At 51.6% G+C, this 20772-nt stretch carries 18 protein-coding genes and 1 other annotated feature; of the genes, 10 read left to right on the top strand and 8 right to left on the bottom strand.

Annotated features, from left to right (window positions below):
* Positions 1-105: 105 nt before the first annotated feature.
* From maa to acrA, 5 genes are all read right to left on the bottom strand, one after another.
* Positions 106-657: a maltose O-acetyltransferase gene (gene maa, locus FEK43_RS13795; protein WP_130206289.1), complete on the bottom strand. Its 552-nt coding sequence runs from the start codon at positions 655-657 to the stop codon at positions 106-108.
* 171 nt (positions 658-828) lie between these two features.
* Complete coding sequence (locus tag FEK43_RS13800) at positions 829-1047, bottom strand: HHA domain-containing protein (protein WP_001280991.1); 219 nt, start codon at positions 1045-1047, stop codon at positions 829-831.
* Positions 1048-1072: 25 nt separating this feature from the next.
* The gene (tomB, locus tag FEK43_RS13805) at positions 1073-1447 is read right to left on the bottom strand and encodes an Hha toxicity modulator TomB (RefSeq protein ID WP_021532618.1); all 375 of its coding nucleotides are present in this window, start codon (positions 1445-1447) and stop codon (positions 1073-1075) included.
* Positions 1448-2003: 556 nt separating this feature from the next.
* A complete protein-coding gene (acrB, locus tag FEK43_RS13810; RefSeq protein ID WP_130206291.1) occupies positions 2004-5153 on the bottom strand; it encodes an efflux RND transporter permease AcrB in 3150 nt (1049 codons plus the stop codon).
* A gap of 22 nt (positions 5154-5175) precedes the next feature.
* Positions 5176-6369 carry a multidrug efflux RND transporter periplasmic adaptor subunit AcrA gene (gene acrA / locus FEK43_RS13815; RefSeq protein ID WP_130206293.1) on the bottom strand — a complete coding sequence of 398 codons (1194 nt, stop codon included), beginning with the start codon at positions 6367-6369 and terminating at the stop codon, positions 5176-5178.
* Positions 6370-6510: 141 nt separating this feature from the next.
* On the opposite strand from acrA, the gene acrR reads away from it, so the two are divergent.
* Together acrR and mscK are read left to right on the top strand one after the other, a co-directional pair.
* Positions 6511-7164: a multidrug efflux transporter transcriptional repressor AcrR gene (gene acrR, locus FEK43_RS13820; protein WP_130206295.1), complete on the top strand. Its 654-nt coding sequence runs from the start codon at positions 6511-6513 to the stop codon at positions 7162-7164.
* Between the two features lie 121 nt (positions 7165-7285).
* Positions 7286-10648, top strand: a complete 3363-nt coding sequence (gene mscK / locus FEK43_RS13825; RefSeq protein WP_135406155.1) for a mechanosensitive channel MscK — start codon at positions 7286-7288, stop codon at positions 10646-10648.
* A gap of 204 nt (positions 10649-10852) precedes the next feature.
* Here mscK and rsmS read toward each other — a convergent pair whose 3' ends face one another.
* Positions 10853-11020: a pleiotropic regulatory protein RsmS gene (rsmS, locus tag FEK43_RS13830; protein WP_000051154.1), complete on the bottom strand. Its 168-nt coding sequence runs from the start codon at positions 11018-11020 to the stop codon at positions 10853-10855.
* 13 nt (positions 11021-11033) lie between these two features.
* Positions 11034-11561: a primosomal replication protein N'' gene (gene priC, locus FEK43_RS13835; protein WP_130206301.1), complete on the bottom strand. Its 528-nt coding sequence runs from the start codon at positions 11559-11561 to the stop codon at positions 11034-11036.
* 69 nt (positions 11562-11630) lie between these two features.
* Here priC and FEK43_RS13840 point away from each other — a divergent pair, with 69 nt between their 5' ends.
* From FEK43_RS13840 to hemH, 8 genes are all read left to right on the top strand, one after another.
* Positions 11631-11999 carry a DUF454 family protein gene (locus FEK43_RS13840; protein WP_130215613.1) on the top strand — a complete coding sequence of 123 codons (369 nt, stop codon included), beginning with the start codon at positions 11631-11633 and terminating at the stop codon, positions 11997-11999.
* Between the two features lie 161 nt (positions 12000-12160).
* Positions 12161-12712, top strand: a complete 552-nt coding sequence (gene apt, locus FEK43_RS13845) for an adenine phosphoribosyltransferase (RefSeq protein WP_064529079.1) — start codon at positions 12161-12163, stop codon at positions 12710-12712.
* 118 nt (positions 12713-12830) lie between these two features.
* Positions 12831-14762 (top strand): DNA polymerase III subunit gamma/tau, encoded by a 1932-nt coding sequence (dnaX, locus tag FEK43_RS13850; RefSeq protein WP_130206303.1) that lies wholly within the window; start codon positions 12831-12833, stop codon positions 14760-14762.
* Positions 14095-14159: a sequence feature (DnaX frameshifting element), on the top strand. Its footprint overlaps the gene before it by 65 nt.
* A 52-nt stretch (positions 14763-14814) precedes the next feature.
* Complete coding sequence (locus FEK43_RS13855; protein ID WP_001515903.1) at positions 14815-15144, top strand: YbaB/EbfC family nucleoid-associated protein; 330 nt, start codon at positions 14815-14817, stop codon at positions 15142-15144.
* The gene (gene recR / locus FEK43_RS13860; RefSeq protein WP_130206305.1) at positions 15144-15749 is read left to right on the top strand and encodes a recombination mediator RecR; all 606 of its coding nucleotides are present in this window, start codon (positions 15144-15146) and stop codon (positions 15747-15749) included. Before FEK43_RS13855 ends, recR begins: the two co-directional genes overlap by 1 nt.
* A gap of 109 nt (positions 15750-15858) precedes the next feature.
* Positions 15859-17733: a molecular chaperone HtpG gene (htpG, locus tag FEK43_RS13865; RefSeq protein WP_000678201.1), complete on the top strand. Its 1875-nt coding sequence runs from the start codon at positions 15859-15861 to the stop codon at positions 17731-17733.
* Between the two features lie 218 nt (positions 17734-17951).
* Positions 17952-18596 carry an adenylate kinase gene (adk, locus tag FEK43_RS13870; protein ID WP_001313630.1) on the top strand — a complete coding sequence of 215 codons (645 nt, stop codon included), beginning with the start codon at positions 17952-17954 and terminating at the stop codon, positions 18594-18596.
* A 131-nt stretch (positions 18597-18727) separates the two neighbouring features.
* Entirely contained in the window at positions 18728-19690 is a 963-nt protein-coding gene (gene hemH, locus FEK43_RS13875) for a ferrochelatase (protein ID WP_135406156.1), read from the top strand.
* Here hemH and aes read toward each other — a convergent pair.
* The gene (gene aes, locus FEK43_RS13880; RefSeq protein WP_135406157.1) at positions 19665-20633 is read right to left on the bottom strand and encodes an acetyl esterase; all 969 of its coding nucleotides are present in this window, start codon (positions 20631-20633) and stop codon (positions 19665-19667) included. The two genes, hemH and aes, sit on opposite strands and share 26 nt — an antisense overlap.
* Between the last annotated feature and the right edge of the window lie 139 nt (positions 20634-20772).

A 20772-nucleotide genomic window follows, 5' to 3' on the forward strand; every position in this document is an offset into this window, starting at 1 on the left:
TTTGTGGTATCTGCAACTTTTCAGGGAACACCCTATTTTAACGTGGGAATCATATGATGAAAGTAACAGATTAACCACAATTTTGCATAACAGTTGCAACCATGGTTACAGTTTTTTAATGACAGTGGCCGGGTTACCGCCCACGACAACGTTAGCCGGAACATCTTTTGTGACGACGGCGCCAGAGGCCACCACGACGTTATCGCCAATGGTTACACCAGGGTTGATGACAGCACGTCCGCCAATCCAGACGTTATTACCGATAGTCACAGGTTTCCCCAGTTCAGCGCCACTATTACGGGCTACTGGGTCGACAGGGTGCGTAGCGGTATAAATGTGAACACCTGGTGCCAACATGCAATTATCACCGATACGAATTGGGCAGACATCGAGCATCACGCAATCGAAGTTGGCGTAAAATCCTTTGCCCAAAAAAATGTTATAGCCATAGTCGCAGCGAAAAGAGGGTTCAATATAAGCATCTGCTACCTGACCGAATAAATCGGTGAGAATTTTCTGGCGTAATGTTTGTTCTTCCGGTGCGGAGTGATTGTATTGGTGAATAAGCTGACGAGCGCGCAGGCGATCGCGAGATAACTCCTCATCTGCCGAGCGATACAACTCACCAGCAATCATTTTTTCTTTTTCTGTGCTCATTACTGACCTCCCGTTGCTGAAAATGCGGCAACACGGTAATGCGAATAGTCAGTTAAGAGAACGTTCCCGTTTTCCGAATGTGATGAAGGTCACATGCAGTATGCTTTCATTGCGAATAATATAATAATGTTAATAAACAGTCGGTTACATTTTCGAATGTCTGCTATTTAATTACCGAATAAATTTCCATACAGAGGAGGGGATCTTGTCGTACAGTTTATTCATGGTCAATTCTGCGAGGCGGTGATCTGCGGCTGAGTAAAATACCGCCAGTTCATTATCTGATAATTCGTATTTATTTTTCTCGATAACACGCTCTAGCGTGTCAATTGTCTGGCAACGACGCAGACGCATCAAATAATCGGTTTTCGTTAAAGGTTTATCGGACATACTTCTACCCATGGTTGTAATAATTCTAACAAGATAAACTCGCAGGATTCTCTTTAGTGGCATTCACAAAACAACGGAACAGTCGGTTACCTGACTTCCGCCATTTCTGGAGATCCTGCATATTAATACCATAACTACTGAACAACATAAAGGTGTCGTCCAGATATTCATCTATCTGCTCAATGAGCTTATTGTCTTCATTATACTTAATTTTGTAATTAAGTGCGAAGGTTGCTATATGTTCAATGAGTTCATTAAGCTGCAGATTGATGGCCGAGGTAGGGTCGTTAACCCAACCATGGTTACTTTCTTCAAGGTTTGCAAGACAGTCATGATACAAGGTTTCGCAGAGAAATTTAAGCTGCGCGACATCATGTCTTTTTGGTGAGTATTCATCCATAACGCGTCCCCCTTCTTAGCGGTTGAACTAACGGACACCTTTTGGGATGGAAAACTTACAGACCTGGCCTGCCCTCTCACTTGTTAGATTAACTATAAGCTACTCTTTGGCGGTTTTCATCGTATTATTACGAAAAATTACAATTAGGAGGAGGGAAGGGAAAAGACTCTCTTCCTCATTCCAGCGCTGACGACGTAATGGCTAAAGCACTTTGTCTGATGCTATTCATAACATAATGTAATCAGGATGTTTGAGAGTGATAAAATGGTCTGACGATTTGTCACACTAATACCCAGGATTACTCTGATTATGATGTAATTGACATGAACAAATAAAGAATTGCCGCAAATAATTAAGAATAGCCTCTAGATGCCTGGGGGTTATTAAATCCATCGGTACGACTTAATATAAATTAACTAACAATAAGTATTTTTTATGAATTTTATGCGGCGTTAAAACTAACTTACGTTTGAAATCATTAACTATAAACATTTCAACATTAAGATTACGCGTATAAAAAAGGCCGCTTGCGCGGCCTTAGTGATTACGACATTAATCAATGATGATCGACTGTATGGTTATGTTCGATATCTTCATTTTTGCGGCTAAAGCGGCGGCGAACCACCACGAAGAACACCGGAACGAAGAAGATAGCCAGTACAGTTGCGGTCACCATCCCGCCCATTACACCAGTACCTACTGCGTTCTGCGCGCCGGAACCAGCACCGGTGCTGATAACCAGCGGCATAACACCGAGGATAAATGCCAGTGAAGTCATCAGGATTGGGCGTAAACGCATCCGCACCGCATCCAGAGTTGCTTCAATCAGACCTTTACCTTCTTTATCCATCAAGTCTTTGGCGAATTCGACGATAAGTATCGCGTTCTTCGCCGACAACCCAATGGTTGTGAGCAGGCCCACCTGGAAGTAGACGTCGTTGGTCAGGCCGCGGAAGGTGGCTGCCAGCAACGCACCGATAACCCCCAGCGGCACGACCAGCATAACGGAGAACGGAATCGACCAGCTCTCGTACAATGCCGCCAGACACAGGAACACGACAATCAACGAAATCGCATACAGCGACGGCGCCTGGTTGCCGGAGAGACGTTCCTGATAGGACATCCCCGTCCAGTCGTAGCCAACACCGGTAGGCAGTTTGCTCGCCAGTTGTTCCATCAGCGCCATTGCTTCACCGGTACTCTTACCTGGTGCCGCCTGGCCTAAGATCTCCATGGATGGCAGGCCGTTGTAACGTTCCAGACGCGGCGAACCGTACTCCCAACGCGAAGAGGAGAATGCCGAGAACGGCACCATCTGGCCATCAGCAGCACGCACATACCAGTTACCGATATCTTCCGGCAGCATGCGGTATTTTGCTTCTGACATGACGTAAACTTTTTTCACACGACCGCGGTCGATAAAGTCGTTCACGTAGCTGCCGCCCCATGCAGCGCCCAGGGTAGTGTTAATATCGTTAATAGAAACACCCAGTGCCTGAGCTTTCTCCTGGTCGATATCAATCTTGAACTGCGGAGTATCTTCCAGACCGTTTGGACGCACGCTGGTCAACAGATCAGGATGTTTCGCCGCTTCGCCCAGCAGCTGGTTACGCGCTTGAGTCAGTTTTTCGTGACCGAGGCCCGCCTGGTCAATCAGCTCAAAGTCGAAGCCCGTTGCCGTACCCAGTTCCACAATCGCAGGCAGGTTAAAGGCGAAGACCATCGCATCTTTAATCTGCGAGAAAGCGCGCGTTGCACGCGTGGTAATCGCTTCAACTTTGTTTTCATCACCCGGACGGTCAGCCCAGTCCTTCAACGAAACGAACGCAATACCGGTGTTCTGACCACGTCCCGCAAAGCCGAAGCCGTTAACGGCGAATACCGACTCAACGTTGTTCTTCTCTTTGGTCAGATAGTAATCCGTCACCTCATTGAGCACTTTCTGCGTACGTTCCTGCGTCGCACCCGCTGGCAGTTGGACCATGGTCATAAATACACCCTGGTCTTCATCTGGCAAGAAGGAACTTGGCAGACGTACAAACAGATAAGCCATGCCGACCACAATGATCAGATACAGCACCAGATAACGCCCCGTGCTGCGCAGAATACCGCCTACGCTGTCGGTGTAGTGGTGCGTGCTCTTCTCGAACATGCGGTTAAACCAGCCGAAGAAGCCTTTTTTGCCTTCGCCGTGATCGCCTTTAGCGATAGGTTTCAGCATAGTGGCACAAAGTGCCGGAGTCAGGATCAACGCCACCAGCACTGACAGTGCCATTGCCGAAACAATGGTAATGGAGAACTGACGATAGATTGCACCAGTAGAGCCGCCGAAGAAGGCCATCGGGATAAATACCGCCGACAGCACCATCGCGATACCCACCAGTGCGCCCTGAATCTGCCCCATCGACTTACGTGTGGCTTCTTTCGGCGGCAGACCTTCTTCCGCCATCACACGCTCAACGTTTTCTACCACGACGATGGCGTCATCCACCAACAGGCCGATGGCGAGCACCATCCCGAACATCGTTAGCGTGTTTATCGAGAAGCCAAAGGCGGCAAGGACAGCAAAGGTCCCCAGCAATACCACCGGTACGGCAATGGTCGGAATCAACGTCGCGCGGAAGTTCTGCAGGAACAGATACATAACCAGGAACACGAGGATGATCGCTTCGACCAGGGTTTTAACCACTTCGTGAATAGAGATTTTCACGAACGGCGTCGTGTCGTACGGATAAACGATTTTCAGACCTGACGGGAAGAATGGCTCCATCTTCGCCAGTTCAGCTCGGATTGCCGCAGCAGTTTCCAGCGCGTTCGCACCGGTTGCCAGCTTGATACCCAGACCAGAAGCCGGTTGTCCGTTAAATTCCGCGATGATGTCGTAGTTCTCACCACCCAGCTCAATCTTCGCCACATCACGTAGCAGCACGCGGGAACCATCCTGATTCACTTTCAGCAGAATTTTGCCGAACTCTTCAGTAGAGGTCAGACGCGTCTGAGCAATAATAGAGGCGTTAAGCTGCTGGCCTTTCACCGGCGGTGTACCGCCGAGCTGACCGGCTGCGACCTGGGCGTTCTGTGCTTTGATAGCGGTAATGACATCAACCGGCGTTAGCTGGTATTTGTTCAACTCATTCGGGTTCATCCAGATACGCATCGCGTACTGTGAACCGAACAGCTGAACGTCACCAACGCCCGACGTACGGCTAATGGCATCTTTCATATTTGCCGCTACGTAGTCGGAGATATCTTCCTGCGTCATGGTGCCGTCAGTGTTGATAACACCGACAACCATCAGGAAGCTGCTGGAAGATTTCTCAACGCTCACCCCTTGCTGCTGTACTTCTTGCGGCAGCAACGGCATCGCCAGTTGCAGTTTGTTCTGCACCTGAACCTGCGCGATATCCGCATCAGTACCAGACTCAAAGGTCAGGGTGATCTGCACAGTACCCGTGGAGTCACTGTTAGAGGACATATACATCAGGTTATCGATACCGTTCATATTCTGTTCGATAACCTGTGTCACCGTGTCCTGCACTGTTTTCGCATCAGCGCCGGGGTAGGAAGCGGAGATCGTGACCGCCGGTGGTGCAATCGTAGGATATTGCGCCACCGGCAGTTTGAGGATCGCCAGCCCCCCTGCCAACATGATAATGATGGCGATCACCCACGCAAAAATCGGGCGATCGATAAAGAAATTAGGCATGTCTTAACGGCTCCTGTTTAAGTTAAGACTTGGACTGTTCAGGCTGAGCACCGCTTGCGGCTTGCTGGTTATTATCAGCGGTAACTTCTTGTGCTTTTACCTGGACACCAGGACGCACTTTCTGCAGCCCACTTATTACTACGCGGTCGCCTGCTTTCAGACCTTCTGTCACCAGCCACTTATCGCCAATAGCCTGGCTTGCGACGATTGGGCGGGTTTCCACTTTGTCATCCGCGCCAACCACCAGAACGGTAGCCTCACCGCGTGGTGTACGAGTTACACCCTGTTGCGGAACTAAAATGGCGTTAGGATTAAGCCCTTCTTCCAGACGAGCGCGCACGAACATACCCGGCAGCAGAGTGTGATCCGGGTTCGGGAAGATAGCGCGTAAAGTGATAGACCCAGTGGTCTGATCGACAGTCACGTCAGAGAACTCCAGCGTACCGTCCTGCGGGAACTTAATGCCGTCGCTGGTGATCAGCGAGACTTTGGCCTTGCCGTTCTCTTGCTTCAGCGTACCGTTTGCCAGTTCCTGTTTCAGACGCAGGAAGTCGTTGCTGGACTGGGTAACATCCACATAGATAGGATCAAGTTGCTGCACGGTTGCCAGCGCAGTCGCCTGACCGTTTTGCACCAGGGCACCTTCCGTCACGTTTGATTTACCAATACGGCCAGTAATCGGAGAGGTGACTTTGGTGTAAGCCAGATTGATCCGCGCGGTTTCAACAGCCGCTTTTGCCGCAGTGACAGCCGCATTTGCCTGTTGCGCATCAGCCAGAGCCTGATCGTACTCTTGCTTACTGATGTACTGAGTACCCAGCAGTTTCTGGTAACGATTAACAGTCAGTTGCGCGATATTGGCTGCCGCCTGCGCTTTCGCCAGATCGCCTTTTGCACTGTCGTACGCCGCCTGGTAGGTAGCAGGATCAATCTGATAAAGAGAGACACCTGCTTCGATGTCGCTACCCTCTTTGAAATTACGCTTCAGGATAATCCCGCTAACTTGAGGACGAACTTCTGCGATCCGGAAAGCACTGGTGCGGCCCGGAAGCTCGGTTGTGATCTGCAGAGGTTCAGTTTTGACTGTTACTACCCCAACGGCGGGCATCTGCTGGCCACCTTGTTGGGCCTGTTTGTCGTCACATCCTGTAAGCGCTAAGCTGCCTGAGAGCATCAGAACGATCGCCAGAGGCGTAAACCCTCTGTTTTTGTTCATATGTAAACCTCGAGTGTCCGATTTCAAATTGGTCAATGGTCAAAAGTCGATAAACCCATTGCTGCGTTTATATTATCGTCGTGCTATGGTACATACATTCATAAATGTATGTAAATCTAACGCCTGTAAATTCACTAACATATGGCACGAAAAACCAAACAAGAAGCGCAAGAAACGCGTCAACACATCCTCGATGTGGCGCTACGTCTTTTCTCACAGCAGGGGGTATCATCCACCTCACTGGGAGAGATTGCAAAAGCGGCAGGCGTTACGCGCGGTGCAATCTACTGGCATTTTAAAGACAAGTCGGATTTGTTCAGTGAGATCTGGGAGCTGTCAGAGTCCAATATTGGTGAACTAGAGCTTGAGTATCAGGCAAAATTCCCTGACGATCCACTCTCAGTTTTAAGAGAAATACTAATTCATGTGCTTGAATCGACGGTGACGGAAGAACGGCGTCGATTATTGATGGAGATTATTTTCCACAAATGCGAGTTTGTCGGAGAAATGGCGGTTGTCCAACAGGCACAACGAAATCTCTGTCTGGAAAGTTATGAACGTATAGAGCAAACGTTAAGACATTGTATTGAAAAAAAATTATTACCAACCAATTTAATGACGCGCCGTGCGGCGATAATTATGCGCGGTTATATTTCCGGCCTGATGGAAAACTGGCTGTTTGCACCGCAATCTTTTGATCTCAAAAAAGAAGCCCGCGATTACGTAGCCATCTTGTTGGAAATGTATCTTCTTTGCCCGACTCTTCGTACTCCCGCCGCCAACGAAAAATCCTGAATCAGACTCCAGGATTTATCCTGGACATTTTCGCTGTTGCTATTCTGGCTCTCTACACCGTGATATTCTAGCCACCCGACTCGTTCAGGTCGTTCTTCAGGTTCAGAAACCTTCATTCATCATGACTATGTTCCAGTATTACAAACGATCACGGCATTTTGTTTTTTCAGCATTTATTGCTTTTGTTCTTGTCTTGTTATGCCAGAACACGGCGTTTGCGCGGGCGTCATCGAATGGTGATCTACCGACGAAAGCAGACCTGCAGGCACAACTTGACTCACTGAATAAACAAAAAGATCTTTCTGCCCAGGACAAGCTGGTGCAGCAAGATATTACTGACACGTTAGCCACCCTCGAGAAAATCGATCGCATAAAAGACGAAACGGTGCAATTACGGCAAAAAGTTGCCGAAGCGCCAGAGAAAATGCGTCAAGCGACCGCAGCGTTAACTGCGCTCAACGATGTGGATAACGACGAAGAAACCCGCAAAATTCTGAGTACGCTATCGTTGCGCCAGTTGGAGTTACGTGTCTCCCAGGCGCTGGACGATTTGCAGAATGCACAAAATGATCTGGCTTCTTATAACAGCCAGTTAGTTTCGTTACAGACGCAGCCTGAACGCGTGCAAAATGCGATGTATACCGCCTCGCAGCAATTGCAACAAATTCGCAGCCGCCTGGATGGAACCGAGGTCGGCGAAGCCGCCTTACGTCCCAGCCAGAAAGTGTTAATGCAGGCACAGCAGGCTTTGCTGAATGCCGAGATTGACCAACAGCGTAAAAGCCTGGAAGGGAACACTGTCTTACAGGACACCCTGCAAAAGCAGCGTGATTACGTGACGGCGAACAGTACGCGACTTGAACATCAGCTACAACTGTTGCAGGAGGCGGTGAACAGCAAGCGCCTGACATTAACCGAAAAAACGGCGCAGGAAGCCGTTACCCCGGATGAAGCTGCGCGTATTCAGGCTAATCCGCTGGTGAAGCAGGAGCTGGAAATAAACCAGCAATTAAGCCAGCGTCTGATTACCGCTACCGAAAACGGTAATGTCCTGATGCAGCAAAACATCAAAGTCAAAAACTGGCTGGAGCGGGCGCTGCAATCGGAACGTAACATCAAAGAGCAGATTTCTGTCCTGAAGGGCAGTCTGCTGCTTTCACGCATTCTTTATCAGCAACAACAAACGCTGCCCTCGGCGGATGAACTGGAAAATATGACCAACCGCATCGCGGACTTGCGTCTCGAACAGTTTGAAGTCAACCAGCAACGTGACGCGCTGTTCCAGAGCGATGCGTTCGTCAGCAAGCTGGAAGAAGGTCACGCCAACGAAGTCAACAGCGAAGTTCACGATGCGTTATTGCAAGTGGTTGATATGCGTCGCGAACTGTTGGATCAGCTTAACAAACAGTTGGGTAACCAGCTGATGATGGCCATTAACCTGCAAATCAACCAGCAGCAGTTAATGAGCGTATCGAAAAACCTGAAATCCATCCTGACTCAGCAAATTTTTTGGGTGAACAGTAACCGTCCGATGGACTGGGACTGGATCAAAGCGTTCCCGCAAACCCTGAAAGATGAGTTTAAATCGATGAAAATTACGGTGAACTGGGAAAAAGCCTGGCCCGCCGTATTTATCGCTTTCCTTGCCGGTTTGCCGCTGCTGTTGATTGCCGGGCTGATTCACTGGCGTTTAGGCTGGCTGAAAGCATATCAACAAAAACTGGCTTCGGCGGTAGGTTCCCTGCGTAACGATAGCCAGCTCAATACGCCAAAAGCGATTCTTATTGATCTGATCCGCGCACTGCCGGTGTGCCTGATTATTCTCGCTGTCGGTCTGATTCTACTGACGATGCAACTCAACATCAGTGAATTATTGTGGTCGTTCAGCAAAAAACTGGCGATTTTCTGGCTGGTGTTTGGCCTGTGCTGGAAAGTGCTGGAGAAAAACGGTGTTGCCGTGCGTCACTTTGGTATGCCGGAACAGCAGACCAGCCACTGGCGTCGGCAAATTGTCCGCATCAGCCTCGCGTTGCTGCCGATCCATTTCTGGTCTGTGGTGGCAGAACTCTCCCCGCTGCATCTGATGGATGATGTGCTGGGGCAGGCGATGATTTTCTTCAACCTGCTGCTGATTGCCTTCCTGGTGTGGCCGATGTGCCGCGAAAGCTGGCGTGATAAAGAGTCGCACACCATGCGACTGGTCACCATTACCGTGCTGTCGATTATCCCGATTGCGCTGATGGTGCTGACCGCTACAGGTTACTTCTACACCACGCTGCGCCTCTCCGGGCGTTGGATTGAAACCGTTTATCTGGTGATCATCTGGAACCTGCTCTACCAGACGGTGTTGCGCGGATTAAGCGTAGCGGCGCGACGTATCGCCTGGCGTCGTGCGCTGGCGCGTCGGCAGAATCTGGTGAAAGAGGGCGCAGAAGGTGCTGAACCGCCGGAAGAACCCACCATCGCGCTGGAGCAGGTTAACCAGCAGACGCTGCGTATTACCATGTTGCTGATGTTTGCGCTGTTCGGTGTCATGTTCTGGGCAATTTGGTCCGATTTGATCACCGTGTTCAGCTATCTCGACAGCATCACGCTCTGGCATTACAACGGCACTGAAGCTGGCGCTGCGGTGGTGAAAAACGTCACCATGGGCAGTCTGTTGTTTGCGATTATCGTCTCAATGGTGGCCTGGGCGTTGATTCGCAACCTGCCTGGTTTGCTGGAAGTGCTGGTGCTGTCGCGCCTGAACATGCGCCAGGGAGCATCGTATGCCATCACCACTATCCTTAACTACATCATCATTGCCGTTGGTGCGATGACGGTGTTCGGATCGCTGGGCGTCTCGTGGGATAAACTCCAGTGGCTGGCAGCAGCATTATCCGTAGGTCTTGGTTTTGGCTTACAGGAGATCTTCGGTAACTTCGTCTCCGGCTTGATCATCCTGTTCGAACGTCCGGTGCGCATTGGCGATACGGTAACCATTGGTACCTACTCTGGGACGGTCAGTAAGATCCGTATTCGTGCGACAACGATTACCGATTTCGATCGCAAAGAAGTGATCATCCCGAACAAAGCGTTTGTTACCGAGCGTCTGATTAACTGGTCGTTGACTGATACCACCACGCGTCTGGTGATCCGTCTGGGCGTGGCCTATGGCTCCGATCTGGAAAAAGTCCGCAGAGTCCTGCTTCAGGCAGCGACAGAGCATCCAAGGGTGATGCACGAGCCAATGCCAGAAGTCTTCTTTACTGCATTTGGCGCCAGCACGCTGGATCACGAACTGCGCTTGTATGTTCGTGAACTGCGCGACCGTAGCCGCACCGTCGATGAACTGAACCGTACTATCGATCAGTTATGCCGTGAAAACGACATCAACATTGCCTTTAACCAGCTTGAAGTGCATTTGCATAACGAGAAGGGCGATGAAGTGACGGAAGTGAAACGTGACTACAAAGGTGACGATCCGACGCCTGCGGTAGGATAATAACGAAAGGGGCGGCATTTAGTTGCCCCCGAGATTGCTGACAAAGTGCGCGTTGTTCATGCCGGATGCGGCGTGACCGCCTTATCCGGCCTACGAAACCGCGAAAATTCAATATATTGCAGGAGCGGTGTAGGCCTGATAAGCGTAGCGCATCAGGCAGTTTTGCGTTTGACCGCAATCTTAGGGGACATTTAGCGGCCCCTTTTATTTATCACTTTTCGCCTCATCATCCCGCGTTAATTTCTTTTCATAATCACGCTTTACAATATCCAGCGCGCGCAGCACGGTGCTGGCAGGGATTTGATTTTCTTCCAGTAGCACAATTAAATCGACGGCCAGTTTGACATCGTCAGGGGCATTTTCCAGTGACATACTTTCTCCATTGTTAGCGGGTTAAACGCGCTAACCTGTTTTCGATTTTTTCCAACGCATGACGGCAACGCGCCAGGCGCGCTTCATAGGCTTCCACTTCACGATGTAGCGTTTGCTGTTCCACGAGATCGGTCGCCCGCACCAGACGGGCTTTACGTTCGGCAACCATTTCACGTAGCCGTCGTTCAAACTCCTGATGCTGAATACGTTTACGCTGCCAGCGGGCAATTTTTGGTGGTGCGCTATCCCACTCGCGTAGCGACCAGGCTGCGGCTTCACGCGCGATGGCTTCCAGTTGTGCCGCCAGATGTTCTGCCAGCCAGGCGACTTGCGGCAGTTGCTGTTGCTCAACCGCATGGCGAAGCGCTGACAAATTATCTCCCGCTTCTTCCAGGTACGCCTGTAACGTTGTCGCACGGGTCTGAAAAAGGTGCCTGTCGAAACGGGCGCTTAACGTGGCGAACTGCGCCACCGGGGCACAACGCTGGCGCAGCGTGGCGAGCTGACCTTCCAGTTTTTCCAGCAGCAGGGCAGTTTTCACGATAAGACCTCAATGAAAATGATAATTGTTATGCTAAAGTAGCCACTCTGTATGCTGACTACACATAATATGCAACGAATCATTTTAATCATCATTGGCTGGCTGGCGGTAGTGTTGGGTACGCTGGGCGTGGTATTACCGGTATTGCCGACGACGCCATTTATCCTACTGGCCGCCTGGTGCTTTGCCCGTTCATCGCCGCGCTTCCACGCCTGGTTGCTGTACCGCTCATGGTTTGGCAGCTATTTACGCTTCTGGCAGAAATATCATGCAATGCCACGCGGCGCAAAGCCTCGGGCGATATGCATTATTTTACTGACTTTTGCTATTTCACTTTGGTTCGTCCATATGACGTGGGTGCGGATTCTGTTATTGGTGATCCTCGGCTGTTTGCTGATTTTTATGTGGCGAATCCCGGTGATTGATGAAAAGCAATAAAAACGGCAAAGCACAACAATCGCTGTTGCAATTATCGCCCACAGCCAGTACATTCTGGCGTTTTCGAGCACAGGCGCAGGCGGTCAAAGGTTAAACAACTGTTACTTTTGACTCGTTTAAAACGCGCCGTGAGTACCACCGTAACAAGCAGGCATACACTTATGACCGCGACTGCACAGCAGCTTGAGTATCTCAAAAATAGCATCAAAAGCATTCAGGACTACCCGAAACCCGGCATTCTTTTCCGTGATGTCACCAGCTTACTGGAAGACCCGAAAGCTTACGCTCTCAGCATCGATTTACTGGTTGAGCGTTACAAAAATGCGGGCATTACCAAAGTTGTCGGCACTGAAGCTCGTGGCTTCTTGTTCGGCGCTCCGGTAGCATTGGGTCTGGGCGTTGGTTTTGTGCCGGTACGTAAACCAGGCAAACTGCCGCGCGAAACTATCAACGAATCTTATGAACTGGAATACGGCACCGATAAGCTGGAAATCCACGTTGATGCCATTAAACCTGGCGACAAAGTGCTGGTGGTTGATGATTTGCTGGCAACAGGCGGCACCATTGAAGCGACGGTTAAACTGATCCGCCGTTTAGGTGGTGAAGTTACTGACGCTGCGTTCATCATTAATCTGTTCGATCTTGGCGGCGAACAGCGCCTCGAAAAGCAGGGCATTACCTGTTATAGCCTTGTCCCGTTCCCGGGCCATTAATTTTCGCCAGCCCACGTCATGGGCAGCACAAGTTGTACATTCAGCCTCGCCGTTCTGACGGGGCTGTGTTAGCATTACCCCTTCGTGAATCCACCTTCCAGCGTTTCAGAGCCTGCCAATGAGTTATCAGGTCTTAGCCCGAAAATGGCGCCCACAAACCTTTGCTGACGTCGTCGGCCAGGAACATGTGCTGACCGCACTGGCGAACGGCTTGTCGTTAGGGCGTATTCATCATGCTTATCTTTTTTCCGGCACCCGTGGCGTCGGAAAAACCTCTATCGCCCGACTGCTGGCGAAGGGGCTAAACTGCGAAACCGGCATTACCGCGACGCCGTGCGGCGTATGCGATAACTGCCGTGAAATCGAGCAGGGGCGCTTTGTCGATTTGATTGAAATCGACGCCGCCTCGCGCACTAAAGTTGAAGATACCCGCGACCTGCTGGATAACGTTCAGTACGCTCCGGCGCGTGGTCGTTTTAAAGTCTATCTGATCGACGAAGTGCATATGCTGTCGCGTCACAGCTTTAACGCACTGTTAAAAACCCTTGAAGAGCCGCCAGAGCACGTCAAGTTTCTGCTGGCGACGACCGATCCGCAGAAATTGCCAGTGACGATTTTGTCACGCTGTCTGCAATTCCATCTTAAGGCGCTGGATGTCGAGCAAATTCGCCACCAGCTTGAGCACATCCTCAACGAAGAACATATCGCTCACGAGCCACGCGCACTGCAACTGCTGGCGCGCGCCGCCGAAGGCAGTTTGCGAGATGCCTTAAGTCTGACCGACCAGGCGATTGCCAGCGGCGACGGCCAGGTTTCGACCCAGTCAGTAAGCGCGATGCTGGGTACGCTTGACGACGATCAGGCGCTGTCGCTGGTTGAAGCGATGGTCGAGGCCAACGGCGAGCGCGTAATGGCGCTGATTAATGAAGCCGCTGCCCGTGGTATCGAGTGGGAAGCGTTGTTGGTGGAAATGCTCGGCCTGTTGCACCGCATTGCGATGGTACAACTTTCGCCTGCAGCACTTGGCAACGACATGGCCGCCATCGAGTTGCGGATGCGTGAACTTGCGCGCACCATACCGCCGACGGATATTCAGCTTTACTATCAGACGCTGTTGATTGGTCGCAAAGAATTACCGTATGCGCCGGATCGCCGCATGGGCGTTGAGATGACACTGCTGCGCGCGCTGGCGTTCCATCCGCGTATGCCGCTGCCTGAGCCAGAAGTGCCACGCCAGTCCTTTGCGCCCGTCGCGCCAACGGCAGTAATGACGCCAACCCAGGTGCCGCCGCAACCGCAACCAGCGCCGCAGCAGGCACCGACTGTACCGCTCTCAGAAACCACCAGCCAGGTGCTGGCGGCGCGTCAGCAACTGCAGCGCGCTCAGGGAGCAACCAAAGCAAAAAAGAGTGAACCGGCAGCCGCTACCCGCGCGCGGCCGGTGAATAACGCTGCGCTGGAAAGACTGGCTTCGGTCACCGATCGCGTTCAGTCGCGTCCGGTGCCATCGGCGCTGGAAAAAGCGCCAGCCAAAAAAGAAGCGTATCGCTGGAAGGCGACCACCCCAGTGATGCAGCAAAAAGAAGTGGTCGCCACGCCGAAGGCGCTAAAAAAAGCGCTGGAACATGAAAAAACGCCGGAACTGGCGGCGAAGCTGGCGGCAGAAGCCATTGAGCGCGACCCGTGGGCGGCACAGGTGAGCCAACTATCGCTACCCAAACTGGTCGAGCAGGTGGCGTTAAATGCCTGGAAAGAGGAGAGCGACAACGCTGTATGCCTGCATTTGCGCTCCTCTCAGCGGCATTTGAATAACCGCGGCGCACAGCAAAAACTGGCTGAAGCGTTGAGCACGTTAAAAGGTTCAACGGTTGAACTGACTATCGTTGAAGATGATAATCCCGCGGTGCGTACGCCGCTGGAGTGGCGTCAGGCGATATACGAAGAAAAACTTGCGCAGGCGCGCGAGTCCATTATTGCGGATAATAATATTCAGACCCTGCGTCGATTCTTTGATGCAGAGCTGGATGAAGAAAGTATCCGCCCCATTTGATCGTAAGCACTGCTTACGATCGTCATCCTTAACGTGATTGAGAGAGAAACCTATGTTTGGTAAAGGCGGTCTGGGCAACCTGATGAAGCAAGCCCAGCAGATGCAAGAAAAAATGCAGCAGATGCAGGAAGAAATCGCGAAGCTAGAAGTGACTGGCGAATCCGGCGCAGGTCTGGTGAAAGTGACCATCAATGGCGCTCACAACTGCCGTCGCGTAGAGATCGACCCGAGCCTGCTGGAAGACGACAAAGAGATGCTGGAAGATTTGGTCGCTGCGGCATTCAACGACGCAGCGCGTCGCATCGAAGAAACCCAGAAAGAAAAAATGGCCTCTGTTTCCTCCGGAATGCAGCTGCCGCCAGGCTTTAAGATGCCGTTCTGATGCAAACCAGCCCGCTGTTAACACAGCTTATGGAAGCACTGCGCTGTCTGCCGGGCGTTGGCCCGAAGTCGGCGCAGCGTATGGCGTTCACGCTGCTTCAGCGCGATCGTAGCGGCGGGATGCGTCTGGCGCAGGCGCTCACCCGGGCGATGTCGGAAATCGGCCACTGCGCCGATTGTCGGACCTTCACTGAACAGGAAGTCTGTAACATCTGTTCAAATCCGCGTCGTCAGGAAAACGGTCAAATCTGCGTGGTGGAGAGTCCGGCGGACATCTACGCCATTGAGCAGACGGGGCAGTTTTCCGGTCGTTATTTTGTGTTGATGGGGCATCTGTCACCGCTGGACGGTATTGGCCCGGATGATATCGGACTTGATCGCCTGGAACAGCGTCTGGCGGCAGAAAAAATCACCGAAGTGATCCTCGCCACCAACCCGACGGTCGAAGGTGAAGCCACCGCTAACTACATTGCCGAGCTTTGCGCGCAATATGACGTGGAAGCCAGCCGAATCGCTCATGGCGTACCGGTTGGCGGCGAGCTGGAAATGGTCGATGGCACCACGCTGTCACACTCCCTTGCCGGGCGTCATAAGATTCGTTTTTAAGCAAACGAGAGCAGGATCACCTGCTCTCGCTTGAAATTATCCTTCCTTGTCCCCATTTACCCCTCATCCTGTTTATAACCTTAAAATGGCATTATTGAGGTAGACCTACATGAAAGGACAAGAAACTCGTGGTTTTCAGTCAGAAGTGAAACAGCTTCTGCACCTGATGATCCATTCTCTGTATTCCAATAAAGAAATCTTCCTGCGTGAGCTTATCTCTAACGCCTCCGATGCGGCGGACAAGCTGCGTTTCCGCGCGCTCTCTAACCCGGATCTGTACGAAGGTGACGGCGAACTGCGCGTTCGTGTTTCTTTCGATAAAGACAAGCGCACGCTGACCATCTCCGATAACGGCGTGGGGATGACCCGCGACGAAGTGATTGACCATCTGGGGACTATCGCTAAATCCGGCACCAAATCATTCCTCGAATCCCTGGGCTCTGACCAGGCAAAAGACAGCCAGCTGATCGGTCAGTTCGGTGTTGGTTTCTACTCTGCGTTTATCGTGGCCGATAAAGTGACCGTGCGTACTCGTGCGGCGGGCGAAAAACCAGAAAACGGCGTGTTCTGGGAATCGGCTGGTGAAGGTGAATACACCGTTGCCGACATCACCAAAGAAGATCGTGGTACTGAAATCACCCTGCATCTGCGTGAAGGCGAAGACGAGTTCCTCGATGACTGGCGCGTGCGTTCCATCATCAGCAAATACTCCGACCATATCGCGCTGCCGGTAGAGATCGAAAAACGCGAAGAGAAAGACGGCGAAACCGTTATCTCCTGGGAGAAAATCAACAAAGCGCAGGCGCTGTGGACCCGTAACAAGTCGGAAATCACCGATGAAGAGTACAAAGAGTTCTACAAACACATCGCCCACGACTTTAACGATCCGCTGACCTGGAGCCACAACCGCGTTGAAGGTAAGCAGGAGTACACCAGCCTGCTGTACATTCCGTCTCAGGCACCGTGGGATATGTGGAACCGCGATCATAAACACGGTCTGAAACTGTACGTCCAGCGTGTGTTCATCATGGACGACGCAGAACAGTTCATGCCGAACTATCTGCGCTTCGTGCGTGGTCTGATTGACTCCAGCGATCTGCCGCTGAACGTTTCCCGTGAAATCCTCCAGGACAGCACCGTAACCCGCAATCTGCGCAATGCGCTGACCAAGCGTGTGCTGCAAATGCTGGAAAAACTGGCGAAAGACGACGCGGAAAAATACCAGACCTTCTGGCAACAGTTTGGCCTGGTACTGAAAGAAGGTCCGGCGGAAGATTTCGCTAACCAGGAAGCGATCGCCAAACTGCTGCGTTTTGCGTCTACCCATACCGATTCTTCTGCGCAGACCGTGTCTCTGGAAGACTACGTTTCCCGCATGAAAGAAGGGCAGGAGAAAATCTACTACATCACCGCAGACAGCTATGCGGCAGCGAAGAGCAGCCCGCACCTGGAACTGCTGCGTAAGAAAGGCATCGAAGTTCTGCTGCTTTCCGACCGCATCGATGAGTGGATGATGAACTATCTGACTGAGTTCGACGGTAAACCGTTCCAGTCGGTGTCTAAAGTTGATGAATCGCTGGAAAAACTGGCTGATGAAGTCGATGAAAGTGCGAAAGAAGCGGAAAAAGCACTGACTCCGTTCATCGACCGTGTGAAAGCACTGCTTGGCGAACGCGTGAAAGATGTCCGTCTGACTCACCGTCTGACCGATACGCCAGCGATTGTTTCTACCGACGCGGACGAAATGAGCACCCAGATGGCTAAACTGTTCGCCGCAGCGGGCCAGAAAGTGCCAGAAGTGAAATACATCTTCGAACTGAATCCGGATCACGTACTGGTGAAACGTGCTGCAGATACTGAAGATGAAGCCAAGTTCAGCGAGTGGGTAGAACTGCTGCTGGATCAGGCGCTGCTGGCAGAACGCGGTACGCTGGAAGATCCGAACCTGTTTATTCGTCGTATGAACCAGCTACTGGTTTCCTGATGTAATGCCGGATGAATTTTATCCGGCATACAGCTGAATGTGGTGCCGGATGACCTTCGTGTCATCCGGCATTTTTCTTTTCATCCTCTGCACTTTCCGCAAATTATCTCACCATTAACCGTTTCAGCCCCGGGCGCCTTTCTTGAGGCAATCGCCTGTTGGTGGTATCGTTTATCGCTTTTTCAAAAAATTCGACACAATTTAAGGGGATTTTCGCAATGCGTATCATTCTGCTTGGCGCTCCGGGCGCGGGGAAAGGGACTCAGGCTCAGTTCATCATGGAGAAATATGGTATTCCGCAAATCTCCACTGGCGATATGCTGCGTGCCGCAGTCAAATCTGGCTCCGAGCTGGGTAAACAAGCTAAAGACATTATGGACGCTGGCAAACTGGTCACCGATGAACTGGTGATCGCGCTGGTTAAAGAGCGCATTGCTCAGGAAGATTGCCGTAATGGTTTCCTGTTGGACGGCTTCCCGCGTACCATTCCGCAGGCAGACGCGATGAAAGAAGCGGGCATCAATGTTGATTACGTTCTGGAATTCGACGTGCCGGACGAACTGATCGTTGATCGTATCGTGGGCCGCCGCGTTCACGCGCCGTCTGGTCGTGTATATCACGTTAAATTCAATCCGCCGAAAGTAGAAGGCAAAGACGACGTGACCGGTGAAGAGCTGACTACTCGTAAAGACGATCAGGAAGAAACCGTACGTAAACGTCTGGTTGAATACCATCAGATGACTGCACCGCTGATTGGCTACTACTCCAAAGAAGCAGAAGCGGGTAACACCAAATACGCGAAAGTTGACGGCACCAAACCGGTTGCTGAAGTTCGCGCGGCTCTGGAAAAAATCCTCGGCTAATCAAGCCGCAGCAGATCTGCTCTCGGGCAGGTCTGCGTATCCTCCTCAGGCCAGGCCTCTCACAGCAATTAGTTCTTCTTCCTCACTTTTCCGCTACAATTATCAACAAGTTGAATCGATAAGAGGCGGTAATGCGTCAGACTAAAACCGGTATCCTGCTGGCAAACCTGGGGACGCCCGATGCCCCCACTCCTGAAGCGGTAAAACGCTATCTGAAACAATTTTTAAGCGATAGACGCGTGGTTGATACCTCACGGCTGTTGTGGTGGCCGTTGCTGCGTGGTGTGATTTTGCCGCTGCGCTCACCGCGCGTGGCGAAGCTGTACGCCTCGGTCTGGATGGAAGACGGCTCGCCACTGATGGTTTACAGCCGCCAGCAACAGCAGGCGCTGGCACAACGTTTACCGGAAACGCCAGTGGCGCTGGGCATGAGCTACGGCTCGCCATCACTGGAAAGTGCCGTCGATGAACTACTGGCAGAACATGTTGATCATATTGTGGTGCTGCCGCTCTATCCGCAATACTCCTGCTCTACGGTTGGCGCTGTGTGGGATGAACTTGCACGCATTCTCGCGCGCAAGCGTAGCATTCCGGGGATTTCGTTTATTCGTGATTACGCCGATAACCACGATTACATTAATGCGCTGGCGAACAGCGTGCGGGCCTCTTTCGAAAAACATGGCGAGCCGGAGCTGCTGCTGCTCTCTTATCATGGCATTCCTCAGCGTTACGCGGATGAAGGTGATGATTACCCGCAGCGTTGCCGCACAACGACTCGCGAACTGGCTTCCGCACTGGGGATGGCACCGGAAAAAGTGATGATGACCTTTCAGTCGCGCTTTGGTCGGGAACCCTGGCTGATGCCTTATACCGACGAAACGCTGAAAATGCTCGGAGAAAAAGGTGTCGGTCATATTCAGGTGGTGTGTCCGGGCTTTGCTGCGGATTGTCTGGAGACGCTGGAAGAGATTGCCGAGCAAAACCGTGAAGTCTTCCTCGGCGCTGGCGGGAAAAAATACGAATATATTCCGGCGCTTAATGCTACACCGGAACATATCGAAATGATGGCTAATCTTGTTGCAGCCTATCGCTAAAGAATCGAGCACCGTCGCGTAGAGCATCGTCGGCGGTTTTCATCATCCGTGAATAATGCAAAAAGGCGTGCAGCGTACCGGAGTAGAGTTTGAACTCACAAGGTTGCTGGTGTGCCGCTAACGTCTGGTAAAGCAGGCGACTGTCATCCAGCAGCGGATCGAACTCCGCTCCGGCGATATAACAGGGCGGCACATTTCGAGTGAGATCATTATTAAACAGGCAGTAATACGGCGACTCGCGATCCGCTTCGCTGCCTAAATATGCCTCTTCATACATCTGTAAATCCTGTTGCGTTAAGCCATCCCAGGTACCGCCCAGCAGGCGACGAGTCACGGAATCCCGTAACCCATAAAGTCCATACCACAGCAAAACGCCCACAACCTTACCGCAATCGATCTGTTTATCCCGCAGCCACAAGGCGCTGGCGAGCGCCAGCATTGCGCCAGCGGAATCACCGGCAAAGCCAATATGTGACATATTAATTTGATAATCGCCCGCCTGCTGGTGGAAGTGACAACAGGCGGCCACGATTTCCTCTATCGCCTGCGGAAAACGCGCTTCTGGCGAAAGGGTGTAATCAATGCCAATCACCGTACACTGAGTGTAGATTGCCAGCAGGCGCATGATGCGATCGTGAGTATCGAGATTGCCGAGAATAAAACCACCGCCGTGAAGATAAAATAGCGTCGCTGGGCTATCTGAATTTGGACAAAATAAACGGGCCTCCACTTGTCCATATTTTGTCGGAACTGCGTAATCCCTGGTTTCCATTTCTGGAGCGCCCGCATTCCAGAATCGCCGCTCGAGCGAGTAATGCTGACGCTGCTCGGCAAGTGTTCCTTCTGCGGGCCAGGGCGGTAAATCAGGCTGAAGCGTATTAACAACGGCCCTCATTTCGGCAGAAATCAGTTCCAGTGCGGGTAATTTGTTTTCCATCTTCATAGAAAAACTCCTTTCAAATTACGCCATTGTAAGGAAGCTCTGCCATGATAATGCGATCTCGTCTGCTGATATTGAAACTGGCTGCATCTCGCGCGTTCCCGTGAGATTGTGTTAACATTCGCCGCTCAGTTAACCACCC

The organism is Escherichia sp. E2562, from assembly GCF_005781075.1.
GTDB lineage: Bacteria > Pseudomonadota > Gammaproteobacteria > Enterobacterales > Enterobacteriaceae > Escherichia.

What these genes read in the sequence shown, in the direction of transcription:
- maa (WP_130206289.1), bottom strand. Translation starts at nt 657, where the DNA reads ATGAGCACAGAAAAAGAAAAAATGATTGCTGGTGAGTTGTATCGCTCG.
- FEK43_RS13800 (WP_001280991.1), bottom strand. Translation starts at nt 1,047, where the DNA reads ATGTCCGATAAACCTTTAACGAAAACCGATTATTTGATGCGTCTGCGT.
- tomB (WP_021532618.1), bottom strand. Translation starts at nt 1,447, where the DNA reads ATGGATGAATACTCACCAAAAAGACATGATGTCGCGCAGCTTAAATTT.
- acrB (WP_130206291.1), bottom strand. Translation starts at nt 5,153, where the DNA reads ATGCCTAATTTCTTTATCGATCGCCCGATTTTTGCGTGGGTGATCGCC.
- acrA (WP_130206293.1), bottom strand. Translation starts at nt 6,369, where the DNA reads ATGAACAAAAACAGAGGGTTTACGCCTCTGGCGATCGTTCTGATGCTC.
- acrR (WP_130206295.1), top strand. Translation starts at nt 6,511, where the DNA reads ATGGCACGAAAAACCAAACAAGAAGCGCAAGAAACGCGTCAACACATC.
- mscK (WP_135406155.1), top strand. Translation starts at nt 7,286, where the DNA reads ATGACTATGTTCCAGTATTACAAACGATCACGGCATTTTGTTTTTTCA.
- rsmS (WP_000051154.1), bottom strand. Translation starts at nt 11,020, where the DNA reads ATGTCACTGGAAAATGCCCCTGACGATGTCAAACTGGCCGTCGATTTA.
- FEK43_RS13840 (WP_130215613.1), top strand. Translation starts at nt 11,631, where the DNA reads ATGCAACGAATCATTTTAATCATCATTGGCTGGCTGGCGGTAGTGTTG.
- apt (WP_064529079.1), top strand. Translation starts at nt 12,161, where the DNA reads ATGACCGCGACTGCACAGCAGCTTGAGTATCTCAAAAATAGCATCAAA.
- dnaX (WP_130206303.1), top strand. Translation starts at nt 12,831, where the DNA reads ATGAGTTATCAGGTCTTAGCCCGAAAATGGCGCCCACAAACCTTTGCT.
- FEK43_RS13855 (WP_001515903.1), top strand. Translation starts at nt 14,815, where the DNA reads ATGTTTGGTAAAGGCGGTCTGGGCAACCTGATGAAGCAAGCCCAGCAG.
- recR (WP_130206305.1), top strand. Translation starts at nt 15,144, where the DNA reads ATGCAAACCAGCCCGCTGTTAACACAGCTTATGGAAGCACTGCGCTGT.
- htpG (WP_000678201.1), top strand. Translation starts at nt 15,859, where the DNA reads ATGAAAGGACAAGAAACTCGTGGTTTTCAGTCAGAAGTGAAACAGCTT.
- adk (WP_001313630.1), top strand. Translation starts at nt 17,952, where the DNA reads ATGCGTATCATTCTGCTTGGCGCTCCGGGCGCGGGGAAAGGGACTCAG.
- hemH (WP_135406156.1), top strand. Translation starts at nt 18,728, where the DNA reads ATGCGTCAGACTAAAACCGGTATCCTGCTGGCAAACCTGGGGACGCCC.
- aes (WP_135406157.1), bottom strand. Translation starts at nt 20,633, where the DNA reads ATGAAGATGGAAAACAAATTACCCGCACTGGAACTGATTTCTGCCGAA.